This window comes from Ruegeria sp. A5 (genome assembly GCF_056543005.1).
In genome coordinates this window covers 102,809-118,131 of the sequence record NZ_JBQGAV010000008.1, presented here as the reverse complement: position 1 = coordinate 118,131, position 15,323 = coordinate 102,809, and the positions used below count along the sequence as shown (strand labels likewise).

Here is a 15,323-nt window from a genome sequence, read left to right as displayed (position 1 = left end):
CACTGAACAACGAAAAGGGGATTGGCAATGGTCGATGTGACGGTGCGGGGCGCAGGAATATTTGGCCTCTCCATCGCCTGGACCTGCGCACGGCGCGGCGCGAAGGTTCAGATCGTCGATCCATTTGGTCCGGGCGCGGGGTCCAGTGGAGGGCTTGTTGGCGCGCTGGCCCCACATGTGCCCGAAAACTGGAACACCAAAAAGGCGTTCCAGTTTGAAAGTTTAATCATGGCTGAACCGTTCTGGAAACAGGTCGAGGCCACCGGTGGTGTGTCGCCCGGCTACGCACGTCTTGGGCGTCTGCAACCCATACCAGACGCACGCGGTTTGGAGCTGGCCCAAGCGCGTGAACAAACCGCTGCAACACTCTGGCAGGGTCAGGCTGATTGGCGCGTCCGGTTGGTAGATCAGATTGGTGCCTGGTGCCCACCCAGCCCGACGGGATATGTCGTCCACGATACACTAAGCGCGCGCATGCACCCAAGGCGTGCCTGCGTGGCGCTGGTGGCCGCGCTTGCCGTAATGGGAGTAGAAGTTACCGCCGAAGCGCCCGACAAGGGACAAGTCGTACACGCCACTGGACTTGCGGGTCTGCAAGAGCTCAGTAAGGCGTTTGGCAAAACAATCGGTAACGGCGTGAAAGGACAGGCGGCGTTGCTGCGATTTGATGCGGGTGACGTACCACAGTTGTTTGCCGATGCCGTTCACATCGTGCCTCATGCCGATGGTACGCTGGCCATTGGCTCGACATCAGAACGCGAATACGACGATCCGACTAGCACAGATGCCGCTCTGGACGATGTACTGGACCGCGCCATGCGTGCCGTGCCGGTCCTGCACGGGGCGGAAGTAATCGAACGCTGGGCCGGTGTCCGCCCCCGCAGCAAAAGCCGCGCGCCGATGCTGGGCGCGCATCCCCTGCACAAAGGGCAGTTTATCGCCAATGGGGGATTCAAGATCGGTTTTGGTATGGCACCGAAGGTGGCCGAGGTCATGGCCGACTTGATGCTGGAAGGACGCGATAGAATCCCGCTGGATTTTCTGCCCGAAGCTTCACTCTGATTGCGGTATTGCCTTGGCTGACATGCATTGTCGGCCTCCGGGTCCACGCACCCAAAACTCCTGACCATCCCGACACAGGGTCGCCGATTCGAAATGCATCAGCGGCGACGATGCGCGAAACGTAAACTCCGCCAGAGGCCCCATCAGATCGGTTGCGAACAACATGAGGAATTGGGCCAGCAGAGGCCCATGGACAACCAGCCCGGCATAGCCTTCCACGTCGCGTGCATAGTCAAGATCGTAATGGATCCGGTGTCCGTTAAACGTCAGCGCCGAATAGCGGAACAACAGGGTTGTATCAAATTCAACAATGCGGTGATCCAACTCATCCGTTCGAGCCATCGGAACTTTTGGAGCCGGTGCGTCTGATGAGGGATCTTCACGATAAACCAGATCCTGCCATTCGGTCACGCTCAGCGCGCCCTTTTGCCAAATCTCGTGACGCAGTGTGACAAATGCCAACGGTCCGCTACGTCCTGTCTTTGCCACGGCGCTTTCTCTGACCGTCCGACGCTCGGCTGCGACCCCTGCCACAAAGGGCTGATGAAACTGCAGTCGCCCACCTGCCCACATGCGCCTTGGTAGTCCCATATCGGGGATCAGACCTTGGCCTACCCGAGGATGTCCATCACGCCCCAGATCGCTCGGCACATGCGGCGACCAGAAATAGAGCTGATGAAAGAAGGGAGGTAGTACTGAGCCTGCCTCAATCGTCGGTTCCCGCCCCAATGCTACCTGCAGTGCAGCCGCTCGGGCAGGATCTACGACATCGGCCTGAGTCTCTATCTGGTCTTGATCCTTCATCCGCATAACCTAGAAGTTGCGGTGCAGACCGGCAAGCAAAGGTGATTAAAACCCGGCCTCTGCCCGCAGCTTTTGCATCAGGTTATGCAGCGTATGCTCGTAGCGGTCGTTAGACAGCCGCCCGCCTGCATCAAATTCATTCGAGCTGTCCGCCAAGTGAAGCTCGGGACCTTGCAGAATGCGTGGCTGAAAGGGGACCATGAAGGACCGCAAGATCATTTGCGCCCGCTCCCCCCCGGCCCGGCCCGCAGCCGCAGACATGACGGCGAGCGGTTTATCCATCCATGGCTTGCCTTTCGTCCGACTGACCCAGTCCAGCGCGTTTTTTAGAACACCCGACGGCCCTTTGTTGTATTCCGGCGTTGATATGATCACCGCGTGGGCCTGGGCAATCTGATCGGCCAAAACCTGCACGGTTTCAGGTATGCCTTCGCCAACTTCGAGATCGCCGTCATAAAGCGGCAGATTGAGATCAGCCTCAATGAACGTGCCGGGTTCGAACAGGCGTGCAGCTTCGCGCAGCAATTTACGGTTGGTCGCATCCTGCCGTAGCGAGCCGGAAAGGCCAAGAAGGATCGGTTGGGACATGGGGAAACTCCGCTTTGGTGTTTCCCCTTAGTTATCCCGAGACACCATCGAACCAAAGGCCCGATGACGCGCAGTCATTGTGCGCGAGACGCGTGATCAGGTGTTGTCGCTGGGAACCACCACAATCTCGACCCGCCGGTTCTGGGCTTTCCCCTCGGGTGTCAGGTTCGATGCGATCGGGTTGTTTTCACCTTGCCCGACAGTAGTGATACGGGCGTAGCTGACACCATTGGCCTGCAGAATATCAGCCACCGCATTGGCGCGGCGTTCAGACAGTCCGAGGTTGTAGGACGCCTCTCCGTCACTGTCAGTATGACCGATAATCTGGACATTCGAATTCGGGTAGTTAACCAAATTCTGCCCCACCTTCACCAAATCGGCACGCAAGGCCGGGCGCACGGTGGAACTGTCGGTGTCAAAAGTGATGTCATTCGGAACCGTGACGATCAGGCGATCCCCGGCGTTGACGATCGTTATGCCGTCATTGGCCAGTTGCTGCCGCAGCTCTGCCGCCTGCCGGTCAAGCTGGTTGCCGATCACGCCACCGCCTGCAGCACCGATGGCCCCACCGGCCAACGCCCCCAACAGTGGGTCAGAGTCATTGGCAATTGCGCCCACACCAGCGCCGATCAGACCACCCAGCAACGCGCCTTGCTTGGCATTCTGGTTGGGATCGTTCTGCACGCTGAGAGTGCCCGGGTCGGTACACGCCCCCAAAAACAGGGCTGAACACAGTCCAACCGTCAGTACACATTTGGAAATCGTCATTGAATCACCTTCTGCTCACGTACCCGTTCACCGGGTTTGTTTCGTTACGCTTAGTATAACACAGTGAGAACAATGGGCCTCAAGCAACAATTGAGTGAAATAGGCGAATACCCGCCATTCAGGCCACCCCTGCGGAGTTATCCCAGGTGTTCTGCTCTTGCCAGATTGCACGCAGTAGTTCCCCTTGCCCGCAGAAATGATCCTCGGTCAGTTCGCATGCCCAGATCCGATCTGTGCGGAAATGGCGAAACCCGTTTCGCAGCTCGCACCACGCGGCCAGCATAGTGCATTCTATGTGGTAGATCAGGGCGACGGGCCGCACCGTGCGTTCGGTACGTTCGCCTTCCGAATTCACGTAGGTGATGCGTATTTTGCGTTCAGCCCGGATCGCTTCGCGGTAGTTTACGACCGGCACACAGCCCTTTTCCGGATCATCCATCGGCGCGCCCCAAGGCGCAACCTGAAGCCAGTCAGCTGGCGCGCGCAGGGCTTCGATCTTACGACACACCCGGTCAGCGGCCTGTTGCAGGGTACTGTCACCAGTGCGGGCCAGCATCGACAGGCCCACCCACAGGGCCTCAACCTCTTCCGCATCGAAATTCAATGGCGGCAGATCATAGCCGCGCCGCATCAAGTAGCCAACACCCGCTTCGCCTTCGATTGGCGTACGCTGGGCCTGCAACGCGGCAATATCGCGGTAGACGGTGCGCACCGAAACCTCGAGCTTGGAGGCCAACGCATCGGCCGTCACGGGCGCTTCAGCAGCACGCAAGATCTGAATGATTTCGAACAGACGTGTCGATCGGCGCATCCGGGTCTCCTAAAGATCTGCTGACAACTTAGCACACCCCCCTGACAAGGTGGTGTCAGGAGTGTTGGGCGAAGATTGGGCAATTGCAATTCATGAGAGTGACCATGCCCTACCTCGACAATCACGTCATGATGACCTTGAAACTGGATCGCTGGTCCCAAGATCACGTTTTGCGCGGATTCGAAATCGAACGTGAAATTGCTGCCGCACGGGAACGCCAAGTTATACGCCCGGTCAAACGCACCCGGCGGTTTTCGCTGGGAAACCTGAAGATGCTTTGGACCAGTACCGCCTAGAATCAGAATTCGGCTGGCGCGCGAAATTTCATCGACACCCCGCCTTCGGGATTTTTGAGGCGCAGTTCTTCCGAATGAAGCATCAACCGCGGGAAGTCGCGCGCCGCGCCATCGGCATAAAACGGATCACCCAAGATAGGATGCCCCAGCGCCTGCATATGAACCCGTAACTGGTGCGATCGTCCGGTCTTGGGAGACAGGCGAACACGCGTTGTCTCGCCCTCGTATTTAACCACGCGCCAATCCGTAACAGCAGGCTTGCCGGTGTCGTGACAGACCATCTGACGGGGGCGATTGGGCCAATCGACGATCAGCGGCAGATCAACCGTTCCCGTTTTTGATTCTACCCGCCCCCATACGCGCGCGACATAAGTTTTGCGGGTCTGGCGATTTTCGAACTGTAGCCCCAGATGCCGCTGGGCATGCGGCGTCTGTGCAAACACCATTACACCGGATGTATCCCGATCCAACCGATGCACCAGCAACGCTTGTGGAAACGCAACTTGCACGCGGGTTAGTAGACAATCAGCAAGATGCGCGCCCCGCCCCGGCACCGATAACAAACCCGCCGGCTTGTTCACCACGATCAATTGCGTGTCTTCAAACAGCACATCCAGAGGGGAGTTTGGGGGATCATAGGTTTCGCTCATGCGCGCTTGCCTATCTCAGGCGGCCCCCTCCCGCAACGTCGTCCTTGCGTGAGTGAAAAGGTTCAGCAACTCTTTGGTCAACAAGAGGGAAGACGGTATGCACCCGACGATCAAACGAATGCAAGAAGTGGTGGCCAAGGGCGATGAAGGCCTGATCCAAGAGTTGCTGGCCGAAGATGTTCGGTTTTCACCACCCACTTACTACAGCACCTGGACCGGGCGTGAACCTGTTGCAGCGGTTCTGGGTCATGTGGGTCAGGTGTTTTCCGAATTTCAGTATCGTCGGATCATGGGCGACGGCGACGATTGGGCATTGGAGTTTCAATGCAAAGTCGGTGCCTTGGACGCCGTGGGTGTAGACTTGATCACGCTGAACGCAGACGGACTTATTCAGGAATTTGAGGTCGTCATGCGTCCCTACAAGACCGTCGGAGCCTTGCGCGAAGCCATGATGGCACGAGTCATGAAAGATACGCGCTTTCTAAAGTTCAAAGATGCGCTGAGCTAACGGTTCCTTTGCCTGTTGCCGCCGATCAGATTCTCAGAATTCCGCTTTTGCCTGTTCTGGCAATTCAGGGGTTCGCGGTAAGACGCAATGCGCAATTTCTGCCAGAACCGACTGGTCCCCGCCAAGGGCGTGCAGGGCGCGGGCCCAGACTGCGCTTGTTGATCACCGGGGACAGCTCGGCCGCTGGCGTTGGGGCGGGCACACTGGGCCAGGCGCTATCCGGGCAACTGGTCGGCCAATTGGCAAAGCGTTATACCGTGGAATGGCGGCTTGAGGCGGCCACCGGGCATACCACTCAAAACACAATTGAACAGCTGCAAGGGCTTTCCGAACAGTTTGATGTGGCCATAACGGCGCTGGGTGTGAACGACGTGACCCGAGCGGTAAGTAGACAGAGCTTTGAGGACCACCAAGCACGCCTATTGGACCTTCTGACCGGGCCGATGAAAGCCCGGCAGGTGATCGTGTCTGCGGTTCCTCAGATGGTGCGTTTTCCCGCTCTGCCTCAGCCTCTGGCCTGGTTTTTGGGGCAACAGGCTGCAAGGCTGGATCACGGCTTGCAGACGGTGGCTGCAGCATATCCGCAAGTTTCACATCTGGCGCTGAACCTGCCCGATGACCCGGCGCTCGCCGCGCCGGACGGATACCATCCAAGTCCCAAGGCCTATGCAATCTGGGCGGAGCAGCTTGCCCAGCTCATTCGCTAGGCCTGAGACCGTATTTGCCGGATCATCGGGATCGAATATACAATCAACCCGGCCCAGATCAGAGGGAACGCGATCAATCTTGCCTGATCAATACGCTCTCCGAACAACGTGATCGCGGTGATAAAAATCATCGTGGGCGCGATGTACTGCAGGATACCCATCGTCGACAGACGCACCAGTTTGGCCCCATTGGCATAAAGCAGCAACGGAATTGCAGTCACCAGCCCCGCGCCTGCAAGCAGCGCAGTGTCTGACACGGCTGCTCCAAAATGCCCGGCACCACTTGTTCCAAGCCAGGTGACGTAGGCCAGGGCGGGTATCAGTAGAATCAGGACTTCCAACAAAAATCCTTGGTTGGGCCCAATTGGGAGTGAGCGCTTGAAGAACGCATAAAACCCCCAGCTGAACATTAAGCCCAAAGCCGCCCAGGGTAAGCTTCCCGCCTGAAACACCAGTACCAACACCCCCAAAGCGGCCAACCCGACCGCAACCAACTGTGTTCGGTTCAGAGGTTCACGCAGCAATATCGCACCCAACGCAATGCTGAACAAAGGGTTGATGTAATAGCCCAAAGCCGCGTCCAGCGCATGCCCCGATGAAATCGCCCAGACATAAATCGCCCAGTTGACAGAGATCAACGCCGCTGTAATTGCCGCCATACCCAACATTTTGGGATTGCGAAGTGCAGTTTTCAGATCGCCGGTCCGCCCGAGCGCTATCAGCAGCAGCCCGGCCACCGGCACCGACCAGATCACCCGATGCGCAACTACCTCGATCGGGCCGATATGCTCCATTGCTTTCATGTAAAGTGGCAGGAAGCCCCAAAGCACATAGGCCATCACAGCCAACGCCAGCCCTTTGGGCGTATCGGTATTGTTTGGTGGTACGCGGGTGTCTGCCACAGAGAGTCTCCGACTGATACCGTGTTTCTCTACGGCAAATCAGATGGGCTTGGGAACTATCAAAACTGTGAAGCAGGGCATCAAAGTTTCTGATAGGTCGCGCGTTCTGCAGCCAACCTACGTGCGAAGCGCTGTCTCACGCCCATGGATATTGTTGGCCAGATGAGCAGGTGATCCCTTGTTGATCTGGCCACAAATACTCTCGCGAGCGTCGCCTGGTACGGACGGTGGGGCAGAGCCTACCCCTGTCGATATTTTCTAGACTTTGACCCGCTCGGATTTCGCATCATACATCGGTTTCAACGACGCCTCTGCCTGGACTTTCACACCACAGACATCGATCTCATAGGTCGAGGCCAGCAAGTCTGCAGGCTTTTCGCCCTCGCAGGGCACATAGCCCAGACCAATGGCACCACCCAGCGTGTGACCATAATTGCCCGAGCTAAGGTAACCTACATATTCACCATCGCGCACGATTGGTTCGTTGTGGAACAACAGTGGTTCGGGATCAGTCAGTCTAAACTGGACAAGCCGGTTCTTAGGCCCGCTTTCCTTTCGGGCCATCACCGCCTCGCGACCGATGAAATCGCTGCCTTTGTCCACTTTGACGGCAAATCCCAATCCCGCGTCGACCACGTGATCCTCGCAGGTGATGTCATGACCGAAATGGCGAAAACCCTTCTCGATCCGGCAACTGTCCATCATGTGCATGCCGCAGAGTTTCAGGCCCATATCTTGTCCGGCTTCGTACAGTGACTCAAAAACATGACCTGCCATGTCGGACGACACATAGATCTCCCACCCAAGCTCACCCACATAGGTCACCCTGTGGGCGCGAGCGAGACCCATACCGATCTCAATCTGCTGTGCCGTGCCAAATGGGTTAGTCCTGTTCGAGAAATCAGCGGGCGAAACCCTTTCAAGCAATGCACGCGCATTCGGCCCCATGACGGCCAAAACGCCCTCGCCAGCGGTGACATCGGTGATAACCACATTGAAGCCGCCTGCATGACGCATCAACCAGGTCTGATCCGCCAATCGGGTCGCCGCGGGGGTGACGACCAGGTAGGCGGTCTCAGTCAACCGTGTGACCGTGACATCTGCTTCGATCCCACCGCTACGGTTTAGGAATTGGGTGTAGACGATCTTGCCATTGGGCACTGAATAATCGCCGCCGCCGATATAGTTCATGAATTTCTCGGCATCCGGCCCTTCGACGCGGATTTTGCCGAAGGACGACATGTCATACATGCCTACATTTTCGCGCACGGCACGGTGTTCGGCAGCCGAATTCTCGAACCAGTTCTGCCGTTTCCAGCTGTATTGATATTCTCGTTCCTGCCCTTCGTTGGCAAACCAATTGGCGCGCTCCCACCCAGCCAATTCGCCCATCACGGCACCCTGTTCGATCAGGTGATGGTGAAACGGTGTCCGGCGCACACCGCGCGCGGTGGTCTTTTGGCGATAGGGATAGTGGTCGGCATAAAGCAGGCCGAGCGTCTCTTTCGAACGCTCAAAGAGGTACTGCTTGTTGCCCTGAAACGGCTGCATGCGACTGATGTCAACATCGCCCAGATCGAACGGTTTCTCGCCCGAGTCCATCCACTCGGCCAGTGCCATACCAGCACCACCCGCCGACTGAATACCAATCGAATTGAACCCTGCAGCGACCCAAACGTTATCCATCTCGGGGGCGAGTCCCAAGTGATATGCATCATCCGGCGTAAAGGACTCGGGGCCGTTAAAGAAGGTGTGAATCCCCGCCTCGGCCAACATCGGCATCCGATTGCAGGCCGCTTCGAGTATTGGTTCAAAGTGATCGAAATCCTCTGGCAACTGGTCGAATTCGAAACTGTCGGGGATGCCGTTCATCGCCCAGGGTTTTGCATTTGGCTCAAACGCGCCCAGCAGGATTTTTCCGGCATCCTCTTTGTAGTAGGCACATTCATCCGGTACGCGCAGCACCGGCAGTTGGGTCAGCCCGTCGATCCCTTCGGTCACGATATAGAAATGTTCGCAGGCGTGAAGCGGCACGTTCACACCTGCCATCTTACCAACCTCGTGGCCCCACATGCCCGCACAGTTCACCACCATGTCGCATTCGATATGGCCCGAGGAACTGCCATCGTCCGCAATCCAGTCCACGCCGGTGACTTTACGACCCTGCTTGACGATGTCGGTGACTTTCACACGTTCTTTGACGACGCCACCGCGCTGACGCGCACCTTTAGCCAAAGCCAGAGCGATATTCGCTGGATCACCCTGCCCGTCCAAAGGCAAATAAACCGCCCCCTTGACCCCTTCGAGGTTCAGATGGGGATACAGCTCCTGCACACGATCATTGTCGATCTCTTCGACCTCAACCCCGAAGGCGCGGGCCATGGCGGCCTGACGATAGATCTCTTCCTTGCGCTCTTCAGTCAGGGCCACCGTGATGGATCCGCAACGCTTGAACCCTGTGGCTACGCCAGTTTCTTCCTCAAGTGCGCCATAGAGTTCCTGACTGTACTTGGCCAGCTTGGTCATGTTTGCGGTCGCGCGCAGCTGCGCAATCAGACCTGCAGCATGCCATGTGGTGCCGCTGGTCAGTTGCTTGCGCTCAAGCAACACAACATCGGTCCACCCTTTCTTGGTAAGGTGATACGCGACCGAGCATCCGATGACGCCGCCGCCGATGATGACCACACGGGCCTTGGTGGGAAGATCAACCATCCTGATGTCTCCGCTGTCTCAGGTTTTTTGCAAAATGCCATGAAGGATCGACAAAAAAAGCGTCAAAAACGTCATCTCAATCGCGAAAATCACCTATATTCTGCACGTCTTTTTTGACGTCTCAGAACAAACGGAGTGACGCCAAAGACGCTTTTGTAAACGGATGAGAATCCGTTTGGAAAGCCGCACACCAAGCCGATTTCCCGCACGCTCATCGTTGTGTTCAAAAGCAGGTTGTTGGCTTTGGCCAAGCGCATTTCTCGGTAGAATCCGTTTGGAGTGGTTGCGAAAGTTGCCTTGAACTTGCGCTCAAGCGATCTGTTCGACACGTGTAACATGTCAACGATCTGATTGATCGGTAGCGGTTCTTCAATATTTGCCTGCATCAGCTTGATACACTGATCCAGCTTTGCGTCACCTGTGGCTGTATTCCGAGCGCCCGAAAACGGCTGCATGGATGAGAAATCGCGGATGTTCTCGTGCAGCATGATATCCGCAACTGTCATCTTGGCGGCACCCGAAATGTGCCGCCCAATCACCGCCAGTGCCACATCCGTCGTTGCCTCCATTCCCGCGCAGGTGACCACCGAACCCTGTTCGGTCGCAATTGAAAGCTTGGCCTCAAACCGCGCGCCACGTTCGCGTAAGAAAGAGGCGTTTTCCCAATGGGTTGCCATATGATCAGCGCCGTTTTCATCGATGTACCTGCTTGCCGCTTCGGCCAGCAAAAAGACCTGGGCTCCCCGGTACGTATAGTCGGGCACGACGCGACCTAAAGAAAGCTCTGGCTGATCCGGATCCGAGTTTCCGATCACAAACAGATAATCCGCATCGGGCTGCGCAGGTATGGTTTCGGTCGACACCGTCGCGCAACTGCTGCTTTCAACAGGCCCCCCCTTTCGGGACCGGTAAGTGAATGTGAACGGAGGATGCGCGCAAACCCGGTTAGCCAGGCGCAACACTTCGACCAACGAGGCCAATTCAAGCAACACGAAACCGGGTGCAACCAGAATATCGAAATGCTGCTGATCCCGATCTTTTCGCCGTTCAGATTTGTTGCGGATCGACATGAGGCACACTCAAACAATTGTGTGCCCGGCCGCACGTAAACTGTCGGCAAGGGTTTCGATATGATCTGGCCCAACTTCGCAGCAACCGCCAACAATCGTCGCGCCCTGCGCCACCCAGCCCATGGCATGCTGTGCATAGGCGTCAGGGTCTAGGTCATGACGGCTTTCCAGAGAGTCAACCGTCGGGGCATCCTTCAAAAAACCGTCTTTGATACCAGTAAAGCCATTGGCATAAGCGCCGAACGGGCGACCCAGCTTTGCGATGATCTCCAGTGCAGCCGGAATCGCTTCCGGGCGCGCGCAGTTGATCAAAACGGCCTCGGGGGCGTAACGCGCAACAAGCGGGGCGATGTCCTCCAGCGCTTCGCCTGACCGCAATCGCGTGCCGTCATCATCCATAACCGACATTGCCAGCCAGACGGGTTTGCCGCAATTCTCGGTACCGCGAAGCGCACCTTCGGCTTCCAGAACCGAGGACACGGTTTCGATCAGGAATAGATCAACCCGGTCTGCCATCAGTTGAGCCAGCTCGGCAAATTTTTCAGCCGCATCGTCTGGGTCGGGGTTCAGATCGGGCCGGTAGCTGGCCAAAAGCGGACCAAGCGCACCAGCGATACGACCGTCAGTTCCCGCGCAAGCCTGCTCGGCCCGCGAAAGAGCAGCCTCGATCAGAAGTGGCATCTGGTCTTCGATCCCCTCACGCACCAGCCGCGAGCGGTGAATGGCATAGGTATTCGTGGTGGCAATCGTCGCGCCACTGCGGAAATAGGCCGCGTGAACTTCGGTCAGCAAGTCAGGTTTGTCGATCATCACCCGCGTTGACCACAAAGGCGTGGGCTGGTCACCGCTGCGTTTCACCAGTTCCTGCCCGATCGAACCATCTAAAAGCGTAATGTCAGCCATCTACCCCCCTTTCACGGTATTAATACCAGTTTCCCGGGCAAGGTCTTGGACATAAAATCCTCTTGCGCCTGAACAATGTCACGCAACGGGTAGGTTTTTGAGACCAAAGGCCTGATCCGACCTGCATTCATCAGCACAACAAGTCGGCCAAAGACTTCGGGAGGCTGATGGGTGCAGCCATGGATTGTGATGTCGCGCAGATAGATGTCTCGCAAATCGGCGCTGACGATGGGGCCAGCGATTGCACCTGACACCGCATAGTGCCCGCCGGGTTTCAGCGCCAGTATGAGATCGGGCCAAGCCGAGCCGCCCACCACATCGATGACGACATCGAACATATCCTTCGGCAGCTGCGCATCCCGTTCAAAGGTTGCCGACGCCCCCTGCGCTTTGACCACATCCGCCTTGGCAGCGCTTGTCACCCCCCAGACCGTCGCTCCTCGTAGCGCCGCGAGCTGGACCGCGGCGAGGCCCACACCGCCTGAAGCCCCTGTAATCAGCACTGTGTGGCCTGCCGACACACCAGCGCGAGTCAGCAGGTTTTCTGCGGTCCCAAACGCGCAGGGAATAGCGGCGATTTCCACGTCTGATAGGGGCGAGGCGGTCACATCATAGAGATCATTGCTATCGACCAGACAGTATTGGGCAAACGCTCCGTCGATTTCTGAACCAAGCGCGATAAAACCATGCGGTCTACCCGGCCCCGGGCGTGGCAAGTTGATAGGACAGGTCACGCGTTGGCCGGGCTTGAACGCTGCCCCCGGTCCAATCTCTTCAACAATCCCACACAGATCACCGCCTTGGATGCGGGGAAAGTGCAGCGCACCTCCCCACCCGCCGGCCTCAACCTGCTGATCTACCGCATCCGTCGCTTCTGTAACATCCGACGAGTACCAGCCGATCCGCGTGTTGATGTCGGTGTTGTTGACCCCGGCAGCGGCGACGCGCACCAGAACCTGCCCTGGACCGGGGGTCGGAACGGGGACGTCTTCCCGCCATTCCAACACCTCAGGACCTCCATGGCCAGTCAGATATACGCCTTCCATCTGCCGGGTCATATCAGCGCCTTTCTGTCGTAGGGGTCAGGCCCTCAACCGTTCATTTGCAGGATCCCAGAGCGGCTGATCCTCCTGAACAACAGCACGACATTTCTGTCCGTAGATTTCAACCTCTAGCTCAGTTCCCGGGACAGCCAGATCTGCGCGCACCATGCCCAGCGCGACCGAGGCACCAATGCGATACCCCCACGCACCCGATGTGGTTTCACCCACGATCTCATCACCGCTCCAGATGCAGGACATGTAAGGCGCATCGACCTCACCTGCGTCCACGATCAGAGTGACAAAGGACTTTTTAACGCCTTGCTGTTTTTCGTTCTGAATGGCTGCTTTGCCAACAAAATCCTGCGGTTTATCGAGCTTGACAAAGCGCCCCAAACCACCTTCCAGCAGAGAGTAATCCGTGCTTAGGTCGCCTTTCCACGCGCGATAGCCTTTCTCGATCCGCAGCGAATTCAACGCATACATGCCAAAGGGTTTCGCTCCAGCGGCCAGCACAGCTTCGTAGATGGCGGGCATCGCATCATTTTCAGCATGGATTTCCCAACCCAACTCACCCGCGAAAGATACACGGATCAAGAAGGCATCCTGCCCGGCCACTTTGGCGAATTGGTGGGTCAGCCACCCTTGCTGCAAATCTGCATCGGTGATGCCGGACAATACGTTCCGCGTCATCGGTCCTGTCACGATCAGTGTGTCGCGCTCGGTTGTGGTTTCCCGAACGGTCACACCTTCGGGCACCGAATTGCGGATCAAATCACCATCGTGCCACTGTGCCGTGGCAGCAGTGATTAGGACGAAATTGTTCTCAGCCAGACGGATACAGGACAGCTCGGTCAGAATGCGCCCTCTTTCATCCGAGACATAGATCAGATTCATGCGCCCTGCTTTAGGGATACCTCCGGTACAGAAGCCACGCAGCCAGTCATCCGCCCCCTCGCCTTGTATCCAGAACCGCGAGAAGCCCGGCAGATCCAGCACCCCGCAGTGATCGCGCACGGCTTCGCATTCTTCTTTGACCCGTTGCTCCCAAGGGCCCGAACGTCCCCAGGTATGGGTGGCTTCCAGTGACGTGTCATCGCCGGTTTGCGCAAACCAGTTTGCGCGTTCCCAGCCGTTGTACGCGCCCATGACACCGCCCAATTCCTTGACCTTGGCGTGCACAGGCGAGACCTTCTTGTCGCGTGCGGCAGGCCATTCGTGATGTGGGAAATGCATGGCGTATTCGTTGCCGTAGACCTCCATCCCTTTCTGATTGCAATAATCCTGATCGGTGTAGTCGGTGTAACGACGCGGATCGACCGCCCACATATCCCATTCGGTGTGACCATCGACGATCCATTCGGCCAGAACTTTGCCTGCACCACCACCTTGGGCGATACCGAAAGTGAAGGTATGAGCCTCGAACGCGTTTGTCACACCCGGCATCGGGCCAATCAACGGCAGACCATCTGGCGCATAGGGGATCGGGCCATTGATGACGCGACCAACGCCCGAGGTTGCCATCAGCGGAACCCGTTCCATTGCATCGGTGACGATATCCTCGATCCGGTCCAGATCATCATTCCACAGTTGGAAGCTGAAATCCTCGGGCATCGGGTCATCCTTGGTCATCCAGTGGCCCTTGCAATTGGGCTCATAAGGGCCAAGGTTGAAGCCATTCTTCTCTTGCCGCAGATAGTACGAGATATCGACATCGCGCAGCAGCGGTAGCTTCTTGCCACCGTTTTCTTTCGACCACGCTTCGATTTCAGGAACTTCGTCGGTCAACAGATACTGATGGCTCATGACCATTGCCGGGACGGTTCGGCCGCCAAAGGGTTTGAACCATTCCCCTACGCGCTGCGCATAGTAACCGGCGGCGTTCACCACATAATCGCAGGCAATATCACCCTTTTCGGTATGCACGGTCCATGTGCCGTCGTCCTGCTGTGTCACACCGGTTGCCGGGCAGAATCGGATAATCTTTTGCCCCATATCCCGCGCTCCCTTGGCCAGAGCCTGAGTCAGCTGCGCCGGGTCAATGTCACCATCGGTCGGGTCATACAGAACGCCTTCAATATCATGGGTCTCCAGGAAAGGATAGCGTTCCTTGGCCTCTTCCGGAGTCCACATCTCCATCGGGATGCCTTGATAGCGGCCCATAGACATGGCCCGTTCGAATTCCTGCATCCGCTCCTTGCTGTGCGCCAGACGAATTGACCCGGAAACGTGGTAGTTCATCGGATAGTCGACCTCGTCCGCGAGGCGCGAATACAGTTCGGTCGAATAGCGCTGCATGTTCATGATCGCCCACGAGGTCGAAAACGTCGGAACGTTACCCGCCGCGTGCCATGTCGAGCCTGCGGTCAGTTCGTTCTTTTCCAGCAGAACACAATCCGTCCAGCCCTTCTTGGCCAGATGATACAGCGATGAACAGCCCACAACGCCGCCGCCGATGATGACCACACGGGCCTTGGTTGGAAAATCACTCATGTGTTTGGT

15 protein-coding genes are annotated in these 15,323 nt (G+C 57.3%); 4 read left to right on the top strand and 11 right to left on the bottom strand.

Annotated features, from left to right (window positions below):
* The first annotated feature begins 27 nt into the window (after positions 1-27).
* Complete coding sequence (locus tag ACR0AY_RS17065; protein WP_170514767.1) at positions 28-1,062, top strand: NAD(P)/FAD-dependent oxidoreductase; 1,035 nt, start codon at positions 28-30, stop codon at positions 1,060-1,062.
* Here ACR0AY_RS17065 and ACR0AY_RS17060 read toward each other — a convergent pair.
* The 4 genes from ACR0AY_RS17060 to ACR0AY_RS17045 form a co-directional block, all read right to left on the bottom strand.
* On the bottom strand, positions 1,054-1,866 hold the full coding sequence (locus tag ACR0AY_RS17060) for an HTD2 family dehydratase (RefSeq protein ID WP_480454454.1): 813 nt from the start codon (positions 1,864-1,866) through the stop codon (positions 1,054-1,056). The two genes, ACR0AY_RS17065 and ACR0AY_RS17060, sit on opposite strands and share 9 nt — an antisense overlap.
* A gap of 45 nt (positions 1,867-1,911) precedes the next feature.
* Positions 1,912-2,454: an NAD(P)H-dependent oxidoreductase gene (locus ACR0AY_RS17055; RefSeq protein ID WP_170425805.1), complete on the bottom strand. Its 543-nt coding sequence runs from the start codon at positions 2,452-2,454 to the stop codon at positions 1,912-1,914.
* A gap of 96 nt (positions 2,455-2,550) precedes the next feature.
* Positions 2,551-3,222 (bottom strand): YiaD family glycine zipper/OmpA-like lipoprotein, encoded by a 672-nt coding sequence (locus ACR0AY_RS17050; RefSeq protein WP_170398755.1) that lies wholly within the window; start codon positions 3,220-3,222, stop codon positions 2,551-2,553.
* Positions 3,223-3,340: 118 nt separating this feature from the next.
* Positions 3,341-4,033 carry a helix-turn-helix transcriptional regulator gene (locus ACR0AY_RS17045; RefSeq protein ID WP_170398758.1) on the bottom strand — a complete coding sequence of 231 codons (693 nt, stop codon included), beginning with the start codon at positions 4,031-4,033 and terminating at the stop codon, positions 3,341-3,343.
* Between the two features lie 104 nt (positions 4,034-4,137).
* Here ACR0AY_RS17045 and ACR0AY_RS17040 point away from each other — a divergent pair, with 104 nt between their 5' ends.
* Positions 4,138-4,329, top strand: coding sequence for a hypothetical protein (locus ACR0AY_RS17040; protein WP_170514773.1), 192 nt, complete (start codon positions 4,138-4,140; stop codon positions 4,327-4,329).
* A 2-nt stretch (positions 4,330-4,331) separates the two neighbouring features.
* Here the strand turns inward: ACR0AY_RS17040 and ACR0AY_RS17035 are convergent, their stop codons facing one another.
* Positions 4,332-4,979, bottom strand: a complete 648-nt coding sequence (locus tag ACR0AY_RS17035; protein ID WP_170514776.1) for an RluA family pseudouridine synthase — start codon at positions 4,977-4,979, stop codon at positions 4,332-4,334.
* A 97-nt stretch (positions 4,980-5,076) separates the two neighbouring features.
* On the opposite strand from ACR0AY_RS17035, the gene ACR0AY_RS17030 reads away from it, so the two are divergent.
* Both ACR0AY_RS17030 and ACR0AY_RS17025 read left to right on the top strand, forming a co-directional pair.
* Positions 5,077-5,487: a nuclear transport factor 2 family protein gene (locus tag ACR0AY_RS17030; protein ID WP_170514779.1), complete on the top strand. Its 411-nt coding sequence runs from the start codon at positions 5,077-5,079 to the stop codon at positions 5,485-5,487.
* A 155-nt stretch (positions 5,488-5,642) separates the two neighbouring features.
* A complete protein-coding gene (locus ACR0AY_RS17025) occupies positions 5,643-6,194 on the top strand; it encodes an SGNH/GDSL hydrolase family protein (RefSeq protein WP_480454452.1) in 552 nt (183 codons plus the stop codon).
* Here ACR0AY_RS17025 and rarD read toward each other — a convergent pair.
* From rarD to ACR0AY_RS16995, 6 genes are all read right to left on the bottom strand, one after another.
* Positions 6,191-7,096, bottom strand: a complete 906-nt coding sequence (gene rarD / locus ACR0AY_RS17020; protein WP_170406626.1) for an EamA family transporter RarD — start codon at positions 7,094-7,096, stop codon at positions 6,191-6,193. The two genes, ACR0AY_RS17025 and rarD, sit on opposite strands and share 4 nt — an antisense overlap.
* A gap of 258 nt (positions 7,097-7,354) precedes the next feature.
* Entirely contained in the window at positions 7,355-9,808 is a 2,454-nt protein-coding gene (locus ACR0AY_RS17015; protein ID WP_170514785.1) for a GcvT family protein, read from the bottom strand.
* Between the two features lie 89 nt (positions 9,809-9,897).
* A complete protein-coding gene (locus tag ACR0AY_RS17010) occupies positions 9,898-10,878 on the bottom strand; it encodes a helix-turn-helix domain-containing protein (protein WP_170514788.1) in 981 nt (326 codons plus the stop codon).
* Between the two features lie 9 nt (positions 10,879-10,887).
* Entirely contained in the window at positions 10,888-11,781 is an 894-nt protein-coding gene (locus tag ACR0AY_RS17005; protein ID WP_170514791.1) for a homocysteine S-methyltransferase family protein, read from the bottom strand.
* Between the two features lie 11 nt (positions 11,782-11,792).
* Positions 11,793-12,839: an alcohol dehydrogenase family protein gene (locus ACR0AY_RS17000; RefSeq protein WP_170514794.1), complete on the bottom strand. Its 1,047-nt coding sequence runs from the start codon at positions 12,837-12,839 to the stop codon at positions 11,793-11,795.
* Positions 12,840-12,863: 24 nt separating this feature from the next.
* On the bottom strand, positions 12,864-15,314 hold the full coding sequence (locus tag ACR0AY_RS16995; RefSeq protein WP_170514797.1) for a GcvT family protein: 2,451 nt from the start codon (positions 15,312-15,314) through the stop codon (positions 12,864-12,866).
* Positions 15,315-15,323 lie beyond the last annotated feature (9 nt).